The sequence below is a fragment of the Nitrospiraceae bacterium genome, assembly GCA_021373015.1.
Classification (GTDB): Bacteria; Nitrospirota; Thermodesulfovibrionia; order Thermodesulfovibrionales; family UBA1546; genus JAJFTJ01.
The window spans coordinates 40590-62586 of the sequence record JAJFTJ010000002.1; the positions used below are offsets into that span (position 1 = coordinate 40590).

Consider the following 21997-nt stretch of genomic DNA (forward strand, 5'->3'; position numbering starts at 1 on the left):
ATTATTTGTAGCTCCTTGTTGCCAAAGATATATTCTCGAATGCAAGCAGTTCTTTATGAAGTTCAGGTTCTTTGCCAATCCCTTTAAACTCCCAGGCAGCTACGTGGCAATAACCGTTGTCATCTCTTTTTGCCTCGCCGTCCGGCATTTGATACTCTGTTCTGAAATGTCCGCCGCATGATTCTTTGCGGTTAAGAGCATCTATTGACAGAAGTTCACTGAATTCCAGAAAATCAGCAACGCGTGCCGCTTTTTCCAATTCCTGGTTAAGTCCTTCGCCTGATCCGGTTATCTTTACATTTTCCCAGAATTCTGCTCTTAATTCAGGAATCAACTTCAGTGCTTTTTTAATGCCTTCTTCATTTCGAACCATTCCTACATTTTCCCACATGATTTTCCCAAGCTCTCTATGAAATTCATTAACTGTTTTTCTTCCATTGATAGAAAGAAGCTTTTTGACTGTTGAATTTATCTCTTCACCGACTTTTTTGAATTCCTCATGGCTTGTGTTTACAATCCCGGGTTTTGTCCTGCTGAGATAATTTGCGATTGTGTAAGGTATTACAAAATAACCGTCTGCAAGCCCCTGCATCAATGCGCTTGCGCCCAGCCTGTTTGCCCCATGATCTGAAAAATTTGCCTCGCCTAGAACAAATAATCCCTTGATATTGCTCTCAAGATTATAATCAACCCAAAGTCCTCCCATTGTATAATGCGGAGCAGGATAAATTCTCATCGGCTGATTATATGCATTTTCACCTGTAATTCTTTCATACATTTCAAAAAGATTACCGTAGCGTTCTTCGATTGTGTTTTGCCCAAGTCTGGTTATTGAATCAAAAAAATCAAGATATACACCGTAACCTCCTGGGCCAACACCTCTGCCTTCATCACAGACTTCTTTAGCAGCTCTTGATGAAATATCTCTCGGCGCAAGATTTCCGAAGCTCGGGTATTTACGTTCAAGATAGTAATCGCGACCATGCTCCGGAATGTCGTTAGGATGTCGCTTGTCATTCTTATTTTTAGGAACCCATATCCTGCCGTCATTTCTTAGAGATTCAGACATGAGAGTCAGTTTTGACTGATAATCTCCTGTTGCCGGGATGCATGTAGGATGTATTTGTGTAAAACATGGGTTTGCAAACAAGGCGCCTTTTTTGTATGCTCTGTAAGTTGCAGTGACATTTGATCCCATCGCATTTGTCGAGAGATAAAAAACATTCGAATAACCGCCAGTGCATAAGCAGACCGCATCACCAGAAAAAGAGGATATTTCCCCTGTTATTAGATCGCGCACAATAATTCCTTTTGCCTCTCCATTAACTACAATTAAATCAAGCATTTCTGCGCGCGGATGAAATGTTACATTGTTGGCTTTGATCTGTCTTGAAAGAGCTGAATAAGCTCCGAGCAGAAGCTGTTGTCCTGTCTGCCCTCTGGCATAAAATGTTCTTGATACCTGTGCTCCGCCGAATGAGCGGTTATCAAGATAACCAGCATAATCGCGTGCAAAAGGAACGCCTTGAGCAGTACACTGGTCGATTATGTTATTGCTCAACTGAGCAAGACGATATACATTTGCCTCGCGGGATCTGAAATCTCCGCCTTTTACCGTGTCATGAAAAAGACGCCAGATATTGTCCCCGTCATTTGGATAATTCTTTGCTGCATTTATGCCGCCCTGTGCTGCAATGCTGTGTGCCCTTCTCGGGCTGTCTTGATAGCAGAAGACCTCCACATTGTATCCGAGTTCTCCGAGTGATGCAGCAGCAGATGCGCCTGCCAAACCTGTTCCGATAACAATTATTTTATATTTTCTTCTATTTGCAGGGCTTATTAGTTTTAATTCATTGCGTCTCTTATCCCATTTTTCTGAAATCGGACCTGATGGACATTTTCCGTCGAGCGCCATTTTCTCTACCTCCCTAATATTCCGATGAAAATGATTACCGGGATAGAAACGTAACCGCAGAATATTATTACTGCTGCCAGTACAGAAGCCTTTTGAAATACCGGCAGTGTCTTTTCATTATTAAGGCCTATTGTCTGAATGATACTCTGAATTCCGTGCATAAGATGGAAAAGCAGCGCCAGTATCCCTGCAGTATAAAGCAGGGAAATTCCTGTTTTTTTGAAACCAGTAAAGATCATTGCACTGATATCAGGTTTTCCAAAAATATCTTTATTCATCTGTGCTGATGCAGCAGGGTCGATTGTCTGTATTGTGAAGTGCTGAAGATGATAGACAAGGAATGCACCGATGATTAATCCTGTCCATATCATGTATTCTGATGAAAAAGTAGTATTGATCTTTTTCTTTATTTTGTATTTTTTTGGTTTTGCAAAATAATTTTCGAGTTTAAGAAGTATTCCTAAGAAGATGTGTATGGATAAGAGGACAGCTATCACAATACGAAAAAGCCACACAATAACGGGAAACTTATGAAGATTTTCTGCGTAGGTATTAATAAATCCAAAATATATAGTGGTATTTCCCAAAAGATGAATAATAACAAAAGACAAAAGAGATGCTCCTGTAAAAGCCATGATGAGCTTTTTAACTATGGGATTTCTGAAAAATTTGAGCATGATTATTTCCTGGCCAACCCGGTTTTCTTCGCAGCCTCGGCAACAGCAGAAGCCACGGCAGATACAACAGATTTATCAAAGGGATTCGGGATGATATAGTCTTCATGAAGTTCGTCGTCTTTTATGTTATTTGCAATTGCCTGAGCAGCAGCAAATTTGATTTCTTCATTTACACCGCGGGCTCTGACATCCAGGAGCCCCCTGAAGATTCCGGGATAACCAAGCATGTTGTTGATCTGATTTGGATAATCAGAACGGCCTGTTGCAAGTATTCTCGCAATAGGGAGCGCTTCTTCAGGTGCGATTTCTGGTTCTGGGTTTGCAAGTGCAAATACAACAGGACCGTTTGCCATCAGGTTTATATCATCGACTGTTACAGTGTTTGGACCTGAGAGACCGATAAAAACATTCGCTCCTTTCATTGCATCTTTGAGCGCACCTTTGATTTTTCTCGGATTTGTTTTTTTTGATATAGACTCTTTGTATGGGTTCATGTTGATTGTTCTTCCGCCATAAATAGGCCCTGATTTATCACAAAGTATTATGTCATTTATTCCATATGACGACAGCATAATGGCATTTGCTATTCCAGCAGCTCCAGCACCCAGTATTACCACTCTGAAATTTTTGATATCTGTTTTAAAAAGTCTTGAAACATTAATTAATGCTGCAAGCACAACAACTGCAGTGCCATGTTGGTCATCATGAAATACTGGTATATTGCATGTCTCTCTCAGCTTTTTTTCGATCTCGAAACAGCGGGGTGCAGATATATCCTCAAGATTTATTCCGCCAAACGGAACTGTAATATTTTTAATAGTTGATATTATCTCATCTGTATTTTTTGTATTCAGTGCAATAGGGAAGGCATCGATATCAGCGAGCTCTTTGAATATCATTGCCTTGCCTTCCATCACAGGCATTGCCGCTTCAGGTCCAATATCGCCCAGCCCGAGCACTGCGGTGCCGTCTGTTATTATTGCAACACTGTTGCCTTTTATTGTGTAACGATATGCATGATCCGGATTGTGGTTAATATCCATGCATATGCGTCCAACTCCGGGAGTATAAACTTTAGAAAGGTCGTTCCTGTCACGAATAGTAATTTTATTGTGTATCTCGATTTTGCCGCCCTCATGTGCAGAAAAGGTGCGGTCTTTGACCTGAATGACCTTTACACCGCTTATATTTTTTAAGGCTGCTACAATATCTTTTTCATGTTCATCATCGCGGGCATTAACAGTGACATCCCTTATCATTTTTCCTTTTTCTACTCTTACGATATCAACTGAGCCGAGGTCTCCACCCACATTGCTTATGGTTGAGGCAATACCAGCGAACATTCCAATGCGGTTTTCTATCTCTAGTCTTATTGTGATGCTGTAACTTGGACTTGGTGTTTTTATCAATTTTTGTTTTTCACTTCAGGTCATCCTTGCTACATCCCAAGGTATGCCTCTTTTATCTTAGGATTTTTTAATAAATCTTTGGAATCACCGGAAAGTGTAATTGCGCCCACTTCCATTACATACGCTCTACTTGCCATTTCGAGCACCATTTGTACATCCTGTTCAACTATCAGAATACTTACTCCAGCCTTATTTATTTCAACAACTACGTTTATCAGAGATTCTACAACAGCCGGAGCAAGGCCCAAAGAGAATTCGTCTATAAGAAGCACTTTGGGTTTGCTCATCAATGCCCTTCCTATTGCGCACATTTGCTGCTCACCGCCTGATAAATCGCCTGCAAGATGGTCCCTTCTGTCATGCAGACGAGGCAGAATCTGGAATATATAATCAATTCTTTTCTTTATATTATCTCTTTTGCAGAATGCGCCCATCTCGAGATTTTCTTCTACGGTCATTCCTGCAAATAATCTTCTGCCTTCAGGAACAATGCTTATCCCGGATTTTACAATTTTCTCTGAGGGGGCATTTTTAATGCTGTGGCCTTCCATTTTTACACTTCCACTCCAAGCCCAGTTTAGACTTACGACTGTGCGCATAAAGGTAGATTTCCCAGCGCCATTTGAACCGAGCAGAGCAACTATCTCGCCCTGATCAACATCCATGCTTATATCTCTTAATATTTGAAGGTCGCCATATCCTGTGTTTAACCCTTTGATCTCAAGCAGTGCCATGATGTTGTCTCCCAGCGTGATGAGCATGTTCATATTTGCTTCCGAGGTATGCCTCGATAACTGCTGGCTGTTTGACTACCTCTTGCGGGTTGCCCTCGAATATTTTTCTACCAAGATGAAGAACAACAATCCTGTCTGAAATTCCCATGATAGCCTTCATGACATGTTCGATTACAATCAATGTTATTCCTTTTTCCTTGAGTTTGAGTATCTCTGTCATCATATCTTCAAGCTCGCGGTTGTCAAGCCCGGCCATAACCTCGTCAAGAAGCAAAAGATCGGGATTCATCGCAAGCGCCCTTGCAACTTCAAGTTTCTTGCGCTGTGCAAGAGGAAGAGTTCGCGGATCTTTATTCCTGACTTTTGTAAGAGTCACTATCTCCAGAGCTTCTTCAGCAGCTTCTCTTGCTTCATTTTTTGTTTTTGCTCCTCTTTTGCCGTAGAAAGCGCCGACCATAACATTTTCGAGTACGGAAAGCCCTCCAAAAGGTTTTACAACCTGGAATGTGCGGGCTATCCCCATTTTTGATATCTCGTAAGGTTTTAGATAATTTATCGTCTGGCCTTTATATATAATAACTCCGCCTGTAATAGGTGTTAGCCTTGATATAAGATTCATGAATGTTGTTTTACCAGCGCCGTTAGGTCCGATTACTCCGACTATCTCGCCTTTTTTAACATCAAAGTTTACATCAATGAGGACTGAAAGTCCTCCGTAGCTTTTCGCTATATTCTTTGCTTCAAGTAATATCATGGACTCATCTTTCATAGACTGTTCTCTCGAAGATTGGTTAAGAGTTTTTTAAAGGAGAAGCCTCCCCTGAATGTCTCGAATATTCCTTTAGGTAAAAAAAGAATTATGAAGATAATCAAAAGTCCAAGTACCATTCCGTGGATGGCAATAAATTTGGACCATATGATCTCTGATATTAGTTCAAGAATGAACGCTCCAAATATTGGGCCGATAACTGTGCCGGCCCCGCCAAGCAGAATCATTGCAAACATTTTTACCGAATACGAGTTTACAAAGACTGTATTTGGGTCGATATAACTTAACCAATAGGCATATATACCGCCTGAAATTCCAACCAGACCTGCGCTGAGAGCCCATGCAAATGTCTTATATAAAGGTGTGTTTATTCCCATAACGCTTGCTGCGTCTTCATCAACCTTTATTGCCCTGAGAGCATAGCCGAATTTTATTTTTGATATTATGAATGACACCAGAAGCGCAAAGACCATGCATGCCAGCATAGCGTAATAAAAGAATTTGTAGATATGCGCCGGGTCCCCCTGCATTATGGGCAGTGTTAGCCCGAGTCCCCCGCCTGTCAACTCAGTCAAATTGTCAATAATTTCTCGTATTGTTTCCATTACTCCGACTGTTGCTATTGCAAAGTAATGTCCTTTAAGTCTCAAAATTGGGATGCCAAGCAGTGTCGCAAGAATAATTCCTGATAGTGCACAGAATGGCAGAGTATAGAAAAAAGACATTCCGTATTTAGTCATGAGCACTCCAGTAACATATGCGCCTACGCCAAAAAATGCAATATTACCGAATGCCGGATATCCGGTGTAGCCTATGATTATATTGCTTCCTGTTGCTATTGCTCCGAATAAAAATGTCTGGGTTAAAACCCTGAGCCAGTATCCTGATATTATATAAGGCAGAACCATAAGTATGGCAAAGAATATTATGAGAAGTATTATGTTTTTTTTAGTTTTCAATGTTTCACCTCTGCATAATACTTTCTGCCCATAAGTCCGGAAGGCTTAACTATGAGAACAATTACCATCAGACCAAAGGCAATAGCATTTTTGTAGCTTTCGCCTATGAAATATGAGCTTGAAGTTTCAAGAACGCCGAGTAATAGTCCGCCTATCAGCGCGCCCTCGATTCTTCCAAGCCCTCCAAGTATGCTGACTATGAATGCCCTGAGGGTAAGGCCTCCTGCGATATTTGGAGAAAACGACTGCGTTAATGTGAGCAGTGTTCCACAGACTCCAGCGAGTCCTGATCCCAAGGCAAAAGTAAGAGCGTATATTTTTGCAGGGCTTATGCCGGTCATCATTGCTGCCTCAATATCAAGCGAGGTGGCTTTAATAGCTTTACCGCGCCATGTCTTGTCAAGAAAAATTCCCATTGAAACGCAGAGGATAACGCAAATCCCAAAAACAGCAAGCCTGATATAGGGGATAACAATATCGCCCAGCATCAGACTATTGCCGGCATAAACCGGCGTTACTGATCTGAAATCAGCGGAGAAGAAAGTTGTCATAAAATTAACAAGAAATATTTCAAGCCCGAAGGTGAGAATAAGGAGCATTAATATCTGTGCTTTAACAATACGGTTCATCACATATCTCTGCAGCGCATAACCGAATAAAAAAGTTGCGATGAAGCTGACAGGGATTGTGAGAAAAGGATCGATATGCCAGTTCTGGAACATATAAAAAGTAATATAGGCGCCAAGCAGCGCTATGGCGCCATGAGCTAGATTTAGTATATTTGTAACGCCCCAGACTAGCGAGAATCCGACTCCTATCAAGGCGTAAAATGCTCCTAAGAGCAGCCCGTTTACCAGAATCTGTACTATTGTCATATAATCCCTATTTCCACTGAGGCTTAGGGTAAACTACTTTTAATTCTGCTACATCTTCAGGATACACTGTTTTTTGTGTTCCTTTTTGTATCTGGATAACAGGCATTCCTTTTCCAATTACTTTTCCTGTTTTATCGAATTTTATTCTGCCGTAAAGCGTTTCTTCGTTAAAGTTGTAAAGCGCTTCTCTTATCTTATCTATGTCGTCTTTTGTCCCGGCTTTTTCTATCGCTCTTTGGAATATGACTCCTGCTGATGTTCCTCCTGCAGAATGATAGTTAGGGTCTTCATTGTATTTTGCCTTGTATGCTTTTACAAATGCCTGATTACTTCCAAACACTTGATCTTTATATTTCAAAGTCTGTGTCCATTGCGCTGAACCTAAAACATATTCAGAGTCAGCTTTCAATGAATCTACAAAATCAGGAAGTGTTGGGCCGACTGAAAATGCGATCGCCTTTGGATTGACTTTATAGTCTTTGGCTTGTTTTATGATGATTATTGTATCTTGAAAGTGTCCGCATCCCAAAATGATATCAGGTTTTTTAGCTTTGATCTGAACAATAACAGTAGAAAGGTCCTGCGTGCCTTTTGGGTAGTCCTGATAGAAAACAACTTTATATCCAAGTTTTTCAGCTGATACCTTTGCTCCCTGAGCAACCTGTGCGGAAAACAGGTCGTTTGAATAAACAATTGCAACTGTCTGCGGTTTTGGATTCTTGTTCTTAAGCATTTCAAGAGTGTCGTTCATATAGTCTGTTGCAACAGTGTAAATACCAAAAAGATTTTTGAATCCGCGTGAATAAAGTTTGTCAGCAGCGGCGCCGCCCTGAACCATCAATGCTCCATATTTCTCAGTTATAGCGCTTGTTGCGAATACTGATTCACTTCCGTACGGGCCGAGTATAAGTTTTATTTTATCTTCTGTTACAAGTTTCTCAACGAGCTTTGCTCCTCTATTAGGATCGCTTTCATCATCGTAAATCTTGATATTTACTATGTAGGCTTTGCCATTAATCTTAATGCCGCCTTTTTTATTAACAGTCTCCTTCCAGAGTTCGTAACCATTTTTTACAAGGTTACCTTCTTTTGCAAGCTTTCCAGTAAGAGATAGAGCTGCTCCAAACCAGATTTCATCAGCAGCGTAGGTTAAGACAGGGGCAAGTAAAAGGCACAAGATAAAAATAATAGTTTTTCTAAACATAGCAGCCTCCTATTTTTTACAGGTTAAGTTAACCTTTTGTGGAAACTCTAAATCTATTTAAAACTCAGTCTTAAAGTCAAGAAAAAAGCAGCCGATAAATTTATTCCCACTCGATCGTGCCTGGCGGCTTTGAGGTTATATCGTAAACAATCCTGTTTACTCCCTTCACCTCATTTATTATTCTATTTGAAATTTTTCCCAATACATCATATGGCATTTTTGCCCAGTCAGCAGTCATACCGTCAAGACTTGTAACTGCCCTCACTGCTATGACATTGTCATAGGTTCTTTCGTCTCCCATGACTCCGACGCTTTTTACAGGAAGAAGCACTGCAAATGCCTGCCATATCTTGTTGTAAAGTCCTGCTTTTTTAATCTCCTCAAGCACAATCACATCTGCTTTTCTCAAGAGGTTCAATCTTTCTTTTGTCACATCGCTGATGCATCTTATTGCAAGGCCGGGTCCAGGGAACGGCTGTCTGTTTATTATTTCATCAGGCATACCAAGCTCGCGGCCAAGCAGTCTGACCTCATCTTTGAATAGTTCTCTCAAGGGCTCGATCAGCTTTAACTTCATCTTTTTTAAAAGTCCGCCGACATTGTGATGGCTCTTGATTGTTGCTGAAGGGCCTTTGAATGAGACGCTCTCTATAACATCAGGATAGAGAGTTCCCTGCGCAAGGAAACCAGCATTTTTTATTTTTAAAGCCTCTGCTTCAAATACTCTTATAAATGTATTGCCGATGATCTTTCTTTTTCTCTCAGGGTCTTTGACGCCTTTGAGTTTATCAAGAAATCTTTTTGATGCGTCAACACAGCGTATTTTCATATGAAAATTTTTTCTGAGCATCTCTTCGACTTTTTTTGCCTCGCCTTCTCTCAGAACGCCGTTATCAACGAATATGCATGTGAGCGCATCTCCTATTGCCTCGTGCACGAGCACTGCTGTTACTGATGAATCAACTCCGCCGCTTATTCCGCAAACAACCCTCTGATTTCCGACTTTTTCTTGTATCTCTTTTTTTGCTGTTTCTATAAAGGACTTCATTGTCCATGTAGAATTGCAGTTGCAGATCTCAAAGATAAAATTCTTTAGAATCGCACTTCCTTTTTCTGTGTGCGCTACTTCAGGATGGAATTGAAGCGCATAAAAATGTTTTTTTCTGTCTGCCATTGCAGCAACAGGAGAGTTTTCTGTATGCGCAATCGGGATAAAGCCATCGGGATATTTTTCTATCCTGTCTCCATGACTCATCCATACAATAGTGCGGATTTCGGAAATGTTTTTAAACAAATCTGAATCATCGTCAATAAAGATTTCTGCTCTGCCGTATTCTCTTTTTAAAGCCTTTGCAACTTGTCCTCCAAGCATGTGTGCCATGAGCTGCATGCCATAGCATATCCCGAGCATTGGGATGCCAAGTTTGAATATCCTCGAATCAGGAATAGGAGCTTTTTTGTCGTATACACTCGAAGGCCCGCCTGAAAGGATGATGCCTTTTGCATTGAAATTCCTTATTTTTTCAAAAGGCGCATTATATGGAAATATCTCGGAATAAACATTTTTTTCCCTGACCCTCCGCGCAATGAGCTGGGTGTACTGAGAGCCAAAATCCAGAACCAGAATTTTATCTTCTTGCATGGTTATTAATTATAAAAGATTAAGTGGAGAAATGTCTAAGGGAGAGATAACTGTAGTTTGTCAAAGAATTTGCATAAATTTCTTGCTTCAGAAACTAAATTTGTTTATTAAGCGATTTTTCGCATCAATTTATTATCAAGCTCAAGTTCATAAGAGAGAATTGTTTTGATATTCATCTTTCTAGAAGCATTAAGAATTTCTATGCCTACTATCTTATTTTCGCACGTTGTGTCTAAATTAACGCACTCTGAAATTTCAATTACACCTTTAGGTTTTTGATTGCCTAATTTAATATATACGGCATCAACCTTATTGTCGTAATGTACTCTCATTTATTCCTCTCTTTTTTAGCGGATAGTTTGTTATTACTGTCATTTCTTTGTACTAACTTCTTGTACGTTATAATGCCTAAATAAATCGCTAGTCCAGCACATAACGCGTATATAACATAACCTATCCAATCTGGCAACATTACCTTTATTGCAAGAAAAACTATTAGACCAGAAAGTAGGGAAAAAGTAAATATAACAACCATAAATGAAACAATAGTTATAACAATTTTTTTAGGTAATAGTTTTAATTCTTTGTGTAATAGATCAAGTGGTTGACCACGTCTTATTTTCCAGAAAAATAATGTAAGGTATAAGAAAACTCCCATACCCAAAAAAGAAACTGGGAATATCCATATGCCAATAGTTGTTGGAGGATGACCACTACAAGAAACAATTAAAACACTAAAACAGAGGATACTTAGTACTAATGATAATAATGCAAGTATTATATAAATAACAATTCTCATTTAATTTTAAAATATGTCTTAACCGACAATATTTGTTAGTAGCTTATACATGACCCTCTTTATAGTTTCCTGCATTATATAAATGTGCCTCTGCGCTGTCAAGGACAGCGAGACTAAAATTTTACAATTTCACTCTTGACAAACCCTTACTGACTCTGTAACACTAAATTATAGAAAGTAACACTATGGCCATAACAAGATTCGGCATATCACTCGACGACACGCTCCTTGCGGAGTTTGACAGGCTTATTGCGAAAAAAGGCTATGCAAACAGGAGCGAGGCGATACGCGACCTTATCCGCGACAACATAGTAAAACAAGAATGGGAAGCTGGAGACAAAGAGGCGGTGGGCACAATAACAATCGTTTACTCCCATCATACAAGAGAGCTCGCAGATACACTCACTGACATTCAGCATGAATATCACGCCTCTATAGTTTCGGCAATGCATGTTCATCTTGATGCGCATAACTGTCTTGAGGCGCTTGTTGTGAGAGGAAGAGGGAAAGACATAAAAAAAATTGCTGACAGATTGATAGGCACAAAAGGGGTAAAGCACGGAAAGCTTATCGCAACAACAACAGGAAAGCATCTGAAATAATTTTTTTCCTGCTGGTAGCACGATATTGTAATTTGTAACATGAATAAGGAGGTTTCATGTTTTTTCTCAGGGTTGCACAAGTTTTGGCCTGCTTCACAATGATGCTGAGTTTTACATCTCGTGCTTTTGCTTTATATCCATTGGTTACAGATGATACGGGTGTCCAGGGGAAGGGGAATACGCAGGTTGAATTTTGCTCGGAGTATTCAAAGAAAGAAGAGGATGGAGTTAAGGAAAAGAGCTTCGCATTATCAACAACAATCGCATACGGATTAAATAACAGTATGGATTTGATAATTGGAGTGCCTTTTCAGAATATCAGAACAAAAACATCTGATTCTGTATCTTCAGAGGACGGGCTTTTAGATATTTTACTGGAACTCAAGTGGAAGTTTCATGATAAAGATGGTTTGAGTTTTGCGCTTAAACCGAGCATCACGCTTCCTTCTGGAGATAAAAAGCGGGGGCTTGGAAATGGAAGAGCAACATATGGGATATATTTCATTACTACAAAAGAGATTGATCCTCTGGCTTTTCATTTTAATTTGCAGTATAAAAAGAATGAGAACAAGACAGACAGCAAACTGGATATATGGAATGCCTCAATTGGATCAGAGTATAGAGCAACGGAAAAGCTGAAGTTTTGCGCTGATGCCGGAGTAAGCACTAACGAGAGCAAAGATTCAACAAAGGCTGTCTCATATGTTTTAGGAGGGCTTATCTATTCCATATTAAAGGATATGGATATTGAGACGGGATATAAACACGGCTTGACCAAGCCTGCAGACGACAGAGCATTCTTAGCAGGCATCACATACAGGTTTTAAGGAGGTTTAATCATGCATATGTCAGATGCTTTAATTTCTCCTGCTGTTGGAACAACATTCTGGGCAGGCACGATCGCTGTTATAGGATATTGTTCGAGAAAGCTGAAAGAAAAAATAGATGACAAACTTATCCCTTTAATGGGAGTGATGGGCGCTTTTATTTTTGCTGCGCAGATGATAAATTTCACAATCCCTGGAACAGGCTCGAGCGGGCATCTTGGAGGAGGCATGATCCTGGCTGCCATGCTTGGGTCATGTCCTGCTTTTATTGTGATGGCTTCTGTGCTTGTTGTGCAGGCATTATTTTTTGCTGACGGAGGTCTTGTTGCTTTAGGCTGTAATATATGGAATCTGGGCGTATATCCATGTTTTATTGCGTATCCTCTGATATACAGACCGCTGGTGAAGGATGCCAGCAGTGCAAAAAGAATTGTTTTTGCCTCTGTTGTAGGCGCAGTCATAGCATTGCAACTCGGAGCTTTTTCGGTTGTTATACAGACTTTGCTTTCCGGACAAAGCGAACTGCCGTTTGGCTCTTTTGTGCTTGCTATGCAGCCGATACATCTTGCCATAGGAATAATCGAAGGCATAATAACAGCAGGGGTTATAAACTTTGTCAGGACTGCAAGGCCTGAAATAATCAAAAATGTAATCTTGCAGCAGCAGCTTTCACCAAATATTTCGATAAAAAAAATTATTGTCATTCTCGGCATAGCTGCTCTGCTGACAGGAGGAATTTTTTCGTGGTTTGCATCTTCGCATCCTGACGGACTTGAGTGGTCTATTAAAAAAGTTTTCGGAAAACCTGAACTTGCTGATAAAGATTCGAGCGTTCATTCAGCTGCAAAATCAGTTCAGGAAAAAACAGCGGTGATGCCTGATTATGATTTCAAAAAATCCGACAGCCTGTCTGAGAGCGAACAGCCTGGCAATTCAGGCGCTGACGAAGGGAAATCAAAATGGCCTGCTGTCAGGACTGGAACATCAATTGCTGGAATTATCGGTTCTCTGTTTGTTGTTACGGTTGTTGTTGCATTCGGATTTTTAATAAGGTTGATTCGTAAAAAGCAGGCAGAGAGTCGCAATGTATGATTTTTAGAAACTGGGAATATAATATTAAATATATAAAGCAGAGCCAGGGAGGTATGCACATTAATGGCCTTTGATAGAGAATATTTTAACCTTGGACATCTTGATGCGCTTTCGTATCAGGACACATTTGTGCACAGGCTTGACCCAAGGGCAAAGATCATCACGATTATTTTTTTTATATTCACGGTCATCTCTTTCCCGAAATACGAGATTTCCGGATTGATACCTCTTATATTTTTCCCTGTAACTTTTTTCATGTTCGGCGATATTCCGGTTTTGTTTATCATGAAAAAAGTTTTGATTGTCTCCCCGTTTGTGATATTAGTAGGAATATTCAATCCGATTCTTGACAAAAGAGAGATGTATCAAATCTTCGGCATATCTTTGTCTGCAGGATGGGTTTCTTTTTTTTCTATTATTTTAAAGTTCTTTCTTGCAATTACCTCGGCGCTTCTGCTTATTGCAACAACATCTTTCCCGCGTGTATGCTACGGCTTGAGAAAACTCGGTGTTCCGCAGATATTCATATCCCAGATGCTTTTTCTCTACAGATATATGTTTGTTCTTGCCGACGAAACAATGAAGATAATAAGAGGAAGAGAGATGAGAACGTTCGAAAAAAATAAAATAAACATAAAGGCTTTTGCACAGATGATAAGCATAATATTCATCAGAACACTTGAAAGGGCGGAGAGAATATACAAAGCCATGCTTGCAAGAGGATTCAACGGAGAGATAAACATAGAAAGAAAATATAAGTTCAACTCATATGACATGCTGTTTATTGTTTTTTCAGTGTTGTCAATATATCTTGCAAGAAGGTATGATTTGCCTGATATTATAGGCAGGCTTATAATGAAAGGCATAGGATGAGCCACCATATAGTGGATTTTAATAATGTTTTTTTTGAATATCCTGACGGCATTGAGGCGCTGAGAGGAATATCTTTCCGCATTACGCACGGCGAATCTGTAGGCATTGTCGGAGCAAACGGCTCCGGCAAATCAACACTTCTCATGCATGCAAATGGATATCTGCTTCCTGATTCAGGAACTATCACTATCGGAGATCTTCAGCTTGATAATGATACACGCAGGGATATAAGAAAAAAAGTCGGAGTTGTTTTCAGTTCTCCTGATGACCAGCTTTTTATGCCTACGGTATACGATGATGTTGCTTTTGGACCTTTGAACCTTGGACTGAGCACTGAGAAAGTGAAACAGAGGGTTTATGATGCACTGAATACAGTTGGATGCCTTCATCTCAAAGACAGGCCTCCGCATCATCTGTCAAACGGCCAGAAGAGCGCTGTTGCAATAGCATCAGTAATTGCAATGCAGCCTGATATCCTTGTCATGGACGAGCCGGCATCGAGCCTTGACCCAAAATCAAGAAGACATCTTATCAATTTATTAAAAAGTTTTGAACATACTAAACTTGTTGCATCGCATGACCTCGATCTCATACTCGATGTCTGCGAAAGATGCATGGTGATAAAAGAAGGCAGGATTATCGCAGATGGGCCGGCTCAGAAAATACTTTCTGACAAGACACTGCTTGAAGAAAACAACCTTGAACTGCCTTTATCTTTACAGAGGAGTCTTTAATAAGGAGGAATAATGCAGGACATGGCTAAACTAAAACATCTTCTTGAACACTGGATGGAACACAATCAGGAGCACGCAAAGACATATTTAGAATGGGCTGAAAAAGCAGGGAATTCAGGCAACAGCGAACTAAAAGAAATACTTAAAGAGATTGCTGAAAATACCATGAGAATGGATAAAATATTCGAGAGGGCAAAAAAGATTCTATGATATTTCTCACAAATCTACAGATTTTTTTTCATTTTCAATTAATAGTAGAAAATTTTTGACAACTTCTGGGTCAAATTTCTTGCCTGATTGGTCTTGTATATATTTTTTAGCTTTTTTCTCCGGCCATGCCTTTCTGTAAGGCCTGTTGCTTCTCAGAGCATCCCATACGTCTACTACTGCAAATATTCGCGCTGAAAGGGGAATCTCCTCTGCCTTTAACCCTCTAGGATAACCTTTCCCGTTCCATCTCTCATGATGACAATAAGGTATAGCCAGCGCAGGTTTTAGATATGGACTTGCGCTGAGCAGTTCATATGCATATGAAGGATGTTTATGAATTAATATCCTTTCTTTTGATGTAAGCGGACCTTTTTTCAAAAGAATGCTGTCAGATATTGCCATCTTGCCAATGTCATGCAGAAGTGCACCGCGTCGTATATTCATGAGCTCATTATTATTGACACCCATTATTTTTGCCAGATGTACTGCCATGACACTTACTCTCTGTGTGTGTCCTTCTGTTTCATGATCTCGGAGATCAAGTGTTCGTATCCAGCCCTCAAGTGTGCGCTCATAAGCCAGCACCAGTTCCTGATTTGTACGCTGCAGGTCCTGAAACATCTCAGCATTATCAATAGCTATTGCAGCTTGTGTGGCAAGCGTATCAAGAAACTCATGCCAATCCGCATCAGCCTTTAACGGCGAGCGTTTAAGGACTTCAAGCACTCCTTTTACTTGACCTTTGGATATTAGAGGCACAGCGCAATAACTTACAAATCCTTCAGATATAAGATGTTTTAGATAATCAGAACCATCAGATTTTTTGTTTATATCGGTTATGAATATTGAACTGTGTTCCAATGCTGCTTTCCCAGCATATATTTCATCAAAATGAAAATACTGAAATTGCGGACAGCCTTTTTTAAATCCTTTGCATACAATAATCTCCAATAACTGAGTATGGGGAGAAATAAGCATTACTGTTACAGCATCGACACCTAAAAGCTGGGTAACCTGTTCAATAAATATTTTCAAGGTCAGCCTGAGGTCGAGGCTTGAGGTTATTGTATTGTCTATGGTCCGGAGCGCATTAAGGCGGTCCATTTGCAATGTAAGCTCCTGAGCCTGTTTCTGCAGCATGACTTCCGTATGTTTTTCATCAGTTATATCCTGACGGAATTCAACTACACTGACGACTTTGCCTTCATTGTTTTTAACAGGATAACCTCTTATGAACCATTCTTTTCCATCAGGGCTTTTTATCTCTGATTTCTCGGGTTTGCCGGTTTTTATGGCTAGCAGCACAGGGCAGTCAAAACACGGTTTTTTACGGTTGTGCCATATTTCCCAGCAATATTTGTCTTTAAGTTCTTCTGATGTTTTATTTACTGAATTGCCTGCTTCTGCATTTGCCCATATTATCTTCATGTCGGGAGTGTAATGGACAATAATATCAAGTGAACTGTTAAGAACAAGAGATTTTTCTTCTTCTGAAGTCTTAAGGGCTTGTTCAATTCGTTCCCGTTTTCTAATCTCATCTGTAAGCTGTTTGTTTATTTTTGTCAGTTCTTTTGTCCGTTCGTCTGCAAGATTCTCACGCAGAGCTTTTTCTGCCTGTTTCCGTTCAATAATTTCTTTTTCCAGTTGTTTGTTAAAAGCTTTGAGTTGGAACTGCATTGAAGATGTTAAGAGATGCGTTTTGATTCTTGATAATAATTCCGGAGGGTCTAGGGGTTTGACAATATAATCAACAGCTCCAAGATCAAATGCCTTGACCTTGTCAGATATCTCAAATTGAACTGTTGCAAAAATAACAGGTATATTTTTAGTTATCTCATCTGATTTCAGCTTTTTGCATATATCGAATCCATTTATATCAGGGATTTTTATGTCCAAAAGTATAAGATCAGGCATATTCTGCAGAGCTTTCTGGATGCCTTCTATGCCGGTTTGTGCTGCAATCACATCGTAGTTTTCAGCTGTGAGAATGGTTTTGACAAGGCCGTTAAAATCTGGTGAATCATCTACAACAAGTATAACTGGTTTTGTTCTTTTCATCTTACTTAACCATTTATATACTCAAATTATACCATTATTGGCGTTTAGAGAGTCTTTACTTTTAAAAATATGCACTAAAGGAGTAATTCTGCAATAATAGTCAATTGGGAGAATTTATGAAAAAATTTAAATTTAAAGACTGATATTTAAGGTGTCGTTATTTTCAACAAACGGCTCAAAAAATGAGGACTCTATACCTTTGCCTTCAAAATGTTCTTTTTCGACCATTTCTATATAAAATCTGTCAAGCCCGCTGTTTTTTATAAAATCTTCTCGCAGGCTTATGTCTTTTTTCTCGATAATTATTGGGAGAAGGTGATTAATGTAGAACGATTCTTTCTTAAGATCAAATAACGCTTTTTCAAAAAGCCTTTGGGGGATTCTTTTAGGAAAACCTAATTTTGAGACTTCATTCTCAATATCTGTGCGTATCTCTGTCCTGCCTTCTTTTGTGTTTAGTCTTGGATAGAAACTTCGCATCCTATCTTTCATTGCGTCTCTTATTAAGTGGTAGAGCTTTGCTTCATCTTTGATTGCCTTTATTTCAGATACAACATCTTTTATGGATAACTCGCTTACGGATATTTTTGTAATTCCCTTTGAAAGGGCAGTGATCTTTTTCCTTCCGTAAGAAGTAATGTATTTGTTCTGGAGAAGCCCTGTTATTATTACATTGTCGAAGAGTGTTGGATCCAACCTGTCAAAGTGCTTTTTATTCCCTATAAGGCTTCGGAGAGAGTCTTCAGTGAAATCAACATGCTCCATAAAAGCGAGCTGGCTTAGGATCGATTGTGTATTGTCATATCTGTCGAAATATGTGACTATCGAACTGAATTCTTCGAATATGCTGAAATCGCCTGTTTCCCTTGCAAGATCATCGCAGGTCTTTCCCGTATCCAGCAGTATCTGTTCAAAACCTTTTTCACTTTGGGAAAATGCCTTGTGCTTTGCTTTTAACAAACGGATGATGTCTTCGTTTGTTATATGTTTTTTCAATGATGGTTCCTTGAAAAAAAGCGTTCCAAGGATTGCCCGCGCTTCTTTTAGGTATTCAGGTTCTTTGGTCTCATGTATTTTTTTGCCTTTAAGCAAAAGATCATCGAGCGTATCAAAGAGTATGCTTGGGATATTATTTCTGATACTCAGGGTTCTTAATCTTCCGAGTCTGGATATCTCTGATTGTTTAAGGCTGTCTTTTGACAGGCTGTTCAGAAGAATATCTCTGTATTCGTCAACAACAGCCTTATTATCAAGATTCCTGTACATGACATCGATTTTCATCCTCTCCTGCTGATAACTGTCAATCATGTATCTGGCTGCTATATCATCAAGTATAAGCTGTTCTTTTGATGTTAAAGTCTTATTGTTTAAATAGAAAGTTTCAAAAATCTTATAAAACTCATAATTTTCCTTATGAATCAGTTTAAAAATAAATACTGAGGATTTAGACTCGTTCAATTCCAGTACAAAATTTTCCATGAGTTCCGAATCGTCGTCTCCATGGATGAGTTTCGTGCGTTTTAGAAATTTCCCCAAAAGTTTAAGTATCTGCTGCTGCCGCTTTTTTATTTCGCCTTTAAATTCCGAGGAAACAATGAAATAATAATTTTTAACAGCGTTTCCCTGCAGAAAAATTTTATCAAATGATTCTCTTCCTTCTGTGTCGTTTGTGAATGTTATTTTTTCATTTGTATCCAGGAATGCTCCGAATGTGATAAGTCTGTTTGATACATCAGGCTTTACCATGTCAGTAAGCGGTTTTTCAACTCCAAACATATATTCGCAGAAACTGCCTCCTGCGCCTTTGTAGTATACCCCGTCGTTTGATATCGTGAATTCGTTGCCTTTGGAGAAAAATCTTATCTGGGACGGTGTTTCCTCATAGAAATATGTGCCGTCGAAGCTCTGACCGCCGACATATGCAGAAAAATCCACAGGTCCGATTTCACCGTGGAATCTGAGGTCTTTAATCATGTTATAGAATATAACACATGCTTTTAAGAATATCTATCAGGTGTATTATTCATTGCTCACAACTCAAAAATTGAGTTATCATAGGCCATGAGGAAGATGCTTATAGCAGCAGTTGTTTTTGCTTTTTTGACCCCTGTTTATGCGCAGGATTTAGATATCAAAACCCTTATTGCCAACGGCAGGATTGAACTTCAAAAAGGCAGATACAAAGATGCAATAGAGATGCTTTCACAGGCATATGAGAAAAGCCCGATTATCGGAGATTATATTCTTTTCTGGCTGTCAAAGGCATATCGGGAACAAGAGGATTTCAATAGTTCGAATATAAAATTAAAAGAGCTTCTGAACAGATATCCTGATACTCCATTAAAGAGAAAAGTACGCGCAGCAGAGATTAAAAACAATATTGCCTTGGGAGATAATTATGTAAGCATAGAGACTTTTGAATCTTATGTTAAGGACTATCCTGATGATCAGGAGATGAAATTTATTCTGGCGTATGTATACAAAAGTCAGGGGAATTATGAAAAATCCAGACAGTTTTTCAAAAATATATATATTGCAAATGGAGGCATTTATTCAAGGGTTGCATATAATGAGATAACATTGTCTGATATCACTGTAAGTGATCTTATAGAAAAGGCAACAAATCTAATAAATGCAATGGAATTCAAAGAGGCCGAGTCAGTGCTCAGAGAGGCTTTATTCAAGGACTCAAATAAACAGTATAGTGTTGTGATATCGAAAAAGCTTGGGAATTCATTATTCAGGCAGAGAAAATTCAAAGAGTCTGCCGAGATTTATGATAAGACCGGTGATTATTACTCAAAGGCTAAGGCGCTTTATAGATCAGGTGACAAGCAGGCATTTGATCAGACATTAAAAAAACTTTCTGCTACAAATGATCCAAAGACAGGAGCCATAATGCTCCTGGCAGCAAATGATAAGAAGAGGAATAATGAAATCGATGAAGCACTCGCCATTTATAAAAAAATAAAAGATAGTTATCCTTCAGAAATGGAAACCGCTTTATGGGAAACAGGGTGGCTTTATTACCTGAGAGGTTCTTATAAAAAAGCTTCAGATATATTTTCAGAGCTCTATTCCGGCTATGGAAATGTAAAATATCTTTACTGGCAGGCAAGGTCTTTCGAAAAAGAAGGCAGAGATGTTACGGATATTTATAAAAATATTGTTGAGAAAAACACTAATTATTACAGCATGCTCGCAGGTTCAAAAATAGGCACATTTAATATAACAAGCCAAGAGACATCAAGAAAAATTAAAGCCAATTTTAGTTCTACTTCGAAAATTTTTTCTTCTGAAAGGATTAATTTGCTTGTTGAACTTGGAATGAAGAAAGAGGCAGCAACAGAGCTTTCCATGGTCGCAAAAAAAACAGGAGCCCCTGATGATGTTATTGAGGTTTGTAAAAAACTTCATGAGACCGGTGAATACAGGCTGCCGCTGCTACTTGTTTCAAGAGTAATTGACAGAGATGCAGCAAGAGATATTTTATATCCTCTGGCACACTGGGATATAATCAAAGAGGCATCTGACAGATATAATTCCGATCCTCTGGTTATAATTTCTATTATAAGAGAAGAAAGCCGTTTTGATCCTGAGGCGCGTTCTATTGCAGGTGCGCTTGGTTTAATGCAGCTGATGCCTCAGACTGCTTATTCTATAGCGAAAAAGATAAATTTTACTGTCACAAAACCTGTGCATATATACGATGTCAAGACAAACATTAATCTTGGTTCCTATTATATAGGGCGGCTTGTAAATGAATTCAACTCTCTGCCCCTTGCGATTGCATCATACAATGCAGGAGAAAATGCTGTAAAAAAGTGGCAAAAGGCTAATGAATACAAATCATACGACGAGTTCATTGAAGACATTCCATATGATGAGACAAGAAATTATGTAAAGCGGGTGCTTACAACCTATTTTGAATATCTAAAATTATCAGGTGAAGAAACACCGCCTAAGATATTTTAAATGTATGCTTGAATTACAGCATGACATCTGGTATTTTATGAAAATATGAAAGAAGAAAGAGGACTTTTCGACGATAAACCAAGCTCTGCGCCTGTTATAAAAACAAAACAGGCGGCGAGCCAGATAAAAAAGGAGGTTGGTCCATTGGAAAGACTCAAAAACCTTGAGGAAAAGATAACAACTGCAATAGAAAAGGTTAAGGTTTTAAAAGAAGAAAAGCTGGCAGTAGAGCGTAAGGTTAAAGAGCTTGAGACAAAGCTTGTTTCAAAAGATAAGGAGATAGAAAAGATTCAGGCTGAAAAAACAGCAATTAAAACTCAAGTAGAGGGACTGCTTAACGAGCTTGAGAACATAGAGGCTGTATAAAATGGGAAGTGTTGATGTTTATATCCTCGGCCAGAAATATACTATAAAAGGCGAAGAAGCTGAAGAACATATCAAGAAAATTGCATCATATGTTGATACAAAGATAAAAAATATTCACAGCAATTCACCGAATATCACCCCTCTAAAAGCCTCGATACTAGCTTCACTGGAGATTGCGGATGAACTTTACAAGATAAAGGCATCACAGGATATTATCTCGGAACGTATTGAAATAAATGCTGAACTTATAGCTAATCTGTTCGAAAAATAAAAAACT

22 protein-coding genes are annotated in these 21997 nt (G+C 39.1%); 9 read left to right on the plus strand and 13 right to left on the minus strand.

The features are described 5' to 3' along the window. Position 1 precedes the first annotated feature (1 nt). The 11 genes from LLF28_00345 to LLF28_00395 all read right to left on the minus strand — a co-directional run bounded on the left by LLF28_00345 (position 2) and on the right by LLF28_00395 (position 10983). Positions 2–1915, minus strand: coding sequence for a fumarate reductase/succinate dehydrogenase flavoprotein subunit (locus tag LLF28_00345; protein MCE5193902.1), 1914 nt, complete (start codon positions 1913–1915; stop codon positions 2–4). A gap of 5 nt (positions 1916–1920) precedes the next feature. After that, positions 1921–2592 carry a succinate dehydrogenase cytochrome b subunit gene (locus LLF28_00350; protein ID MCE5193903.1) on the minus strand — a complete coding sequence of 224 codons (672 nt, stop codon included), beginning with the start codon at positions 2590–2592 and terminating at the stop codon, positions 1921–1923. A 2-nt stretch (positions 2593–2594) separates the two neighbouring features. After that, positions 2595–4001 carry an NAD-dependent malic enzyme gene (locus LLF28_00355; protein MCE5193904.1) on the minus strand — a complete coding sequence of 469 codons (1407 nt, stop codon included), beginning with the start codon at positions 3999–4001 and terminating at the stop codon, positions 2595–2597. A gap of 29 nt (positions 4002–4030) precedes the next feature. Continuing rightward, positions 4031–4735: an ABC transporter ATP-binding protein gene (locus LLF28_00360; GenBank protein MCE5193905.1), complete on the minus strand. Its 705-nt coding sequence runs from the start codon at positions 4733–4735 to the stop codon at positions 4031–4033. After that, on the minus strand, positions 4722–5489 hold the full coding sequence (locus LLF28_00365) for an ABC transporter ATP-binding protein (protein MCE5193906.1): 768 nt from the start codon (positions 5487–5489) through the stop codon (positions 4722–4724). The genes LLF28_00360 and LLF28_00365 overlap by 14 nt, the downstream gene beginning before the upstream one ends. 11 nt (positions 5490–5500) lie before the next feature. Continuing rightward, entirely contained in the window at positions 5501–6463 is a 963-nt protein-coding gene (locus tag LLF28_00370; protein MCE5193907.1) for a branched-chain amino acid ABC transporter permease, read from the minus strand. Further along, on the minus strand, positions 6460–7338 hold the full coding sequence (locus LLF28_00375) for a branched-chain amino acid ABC transporter permease (protein ID MCE5193908.1): 879 nt from the start codon (positions 7336–7338) through the stop codon (positions 6460–6462). The genes LLF28_00370 and LLF28_00375 overlap by 4 nt, the downstream gene beginning before the upstream one ends. 7 nt (positions 7339–7345) lie before the next feature. After that, on the minus strand, positions 7346–8542 hold the full coding sequence (locus LLF28_00380) for an amino acid ABC transporter substrate-binding protein (protein MCE5193909.1): 1197 nt from the start codon (positions 8540–8542) through the stop codon (positions 7346–7348). A 100-nt stretch (positions 8543–8642) separates the two neighbouring features. Continuing rightward, positions 8643–10190, minus strand: coding sequence for a glutamine-hydrolyzing GMP synthase (gene guaA / locus LLF28_00385; GenBank protein ID MCE5193910.1), 1548 nt, complete (start codon positions 10188–10190; stop codon positions 8643–8645). 101 nt (positions 10191–10291) lie between these two features. Beyond that, positions 10292–10516 (minus strand): DUF2283 domain-containing protein, encoded by a 225-nt coding sequence (locus LLF28_00390; protein MCE5193911.1) that lies wholly within the window; start codon positions 10514–10516, stop codon positions 10292–10294. Continuing rightward, complete coding sequence (locus tag LLF28_00395) at positions 10513–10983, minus strand: hypothetical protein (protein MCE5193912.1); 471 nt, start codon at positions 10981–10983, stop codon at positions 10513–10515. The genes LLF28_00390 and LLF28_00395 overlap by 4 nt, the downstream gene beginning before the upstream one ends. Positions 10984–11168: 185 nt before the next feature. Here LLF28_00395 and nikR point away from each other — a divergent pair, with 185 nt between their 5' ends. The 6 genes from nikR to LLF28_00425 all read left to right on the plus strand — a co-directional run bounded on the left by nikR (position 11169) and on the right by LLF28_00425 (position 15321). Continuing rightward, entirely contained in the window at positions 11169–11585 is a 417-nt protein-coding gene (nikR, locus tag LLF28_00400; protein MCE5193913.1) for a nickel-responsive transcriptional regulator NikR, read from the plus strand. A 56-nt stretch (positions 11586–11641) separates the two neighbouring features. Continuing rightward, positions 11642–12412, plus strand: a complete 771-nt coding sequence (locus LLF28_00405; GenBank protein MCE5193914.1) for a transporter — start codon at positions 11642–11644, stop codon at positions 12410–12412. An 18-nt stretch (positions 12413–12430) separates the two neighbouring features. Next, positions 12431–13504: an energy-coupling factor ABC transporter permease gene (locus LLF28_00410; GenBank protein ID MCE5193915.1), complete on the plus strand. Its 1074-nt coding sequence runs from the start codon at positions 12431–12433 to the stop codon at positions 13502–13504. Between the two features lie 63 nt (positions 13505–13567). Then, complete coding sequence (gene cbiQ, locus LLF28_00415; GenBank protein ID MCE5193916.1) at positions 13568–14377, plus strand: cobalt ECF transporter T component CbiQ; 810 nt, start codon at positions 13568–13570, stop codon at positions 14375–14377. 11 nt (positions 14378–14388) lie between these two features. Next, positions 14389–15111 (plus strand): energy-coupling factor ABC transporter ATP-binding protein, encoded by a 723-nt coding sequence (locus tag LLF28_00420; protein ID MCE5193917.1) that lies wholly within the window; start codon positions 14389–14391, stop codon positions 15109–15111. A gap of 21 nt (positions 15112–15132) precedes the next feature. Beyond that, positions 15133–15321, plus strand: coding sequence for a hypothetical protein (locus LLF28_00425; protein ID MCE5193918.1), 189 nt, complete (start codon positions 15133–15135; stop codon positions 15319–15321). A gap of 6 nt (positions 15322–15327) precedes the next feature. Here LLF28_00425 and LLF28_00430 read toward each other — a convergent pair whose 3' ends face one another. Further along, positions 15328–17379: a response regulator gene (locus LLF28_00430; protein MCE5193919.1), complete on the minus strand. Its 2052-nt coding sequence runs from the start codon at positions 17377–17379 to the stop codon at positions 15328–15330. Between the two features lie 132 nt (positions 17380–17511). Further along, the gene (locus LLF28_00435) at positions 17512–19353 is read right to left on the minus strand and encodes a TIGR04442 family protein (GenBank protein ID MCE5193920.1); all 1842 of its coding nucleotides are present in this window, start codon (positions 19351–19353) and stop codon (positions 17512–17514) included. A gap of 87 nt (positions 19354–19440) precedes the next feature. On the opposite strand from LLF28_00435, the gene LLF28_00440 reads away from it, so the two are divergent. From LLF28_00440 to LLF28_00450, 3 genes are read left to right on the plus strand one after another with little or no spacing between them, the layout of a single operon-like run. After that, a complete protein-coding gene (locus LLF28_00440; GenBank protein MCE5193921.1) occupies positions 19441–21354 on the plus strand; it encodes a transglycosylase SLT domain-containing protein in 1914 nt (637 codons plus the stop codon). Between the two features lie 45 nt (positions 21355–21399). Next, on the plus strand, positions 21400–21720 hold the full coding sequence (locus LLF28_00445) for a hypothetical protein (GenBank protein MCE5193922.1): 321 nt from the start codon (positions 21400–21402) through the stop codon (positions 21718–21720). Position 21721: 1 nt separating this feature from the next. Further along, positions 21722–21991, plus strand: coding sequence for a cell division protein ZapA (locus LLF28_00450; protein MCE5193923.1), 270 nt, complete (start codon positions 21722–21724; stop codon positions 21989–21991). Positions 21992–21997: the final 6 nt, after the last annotated feature.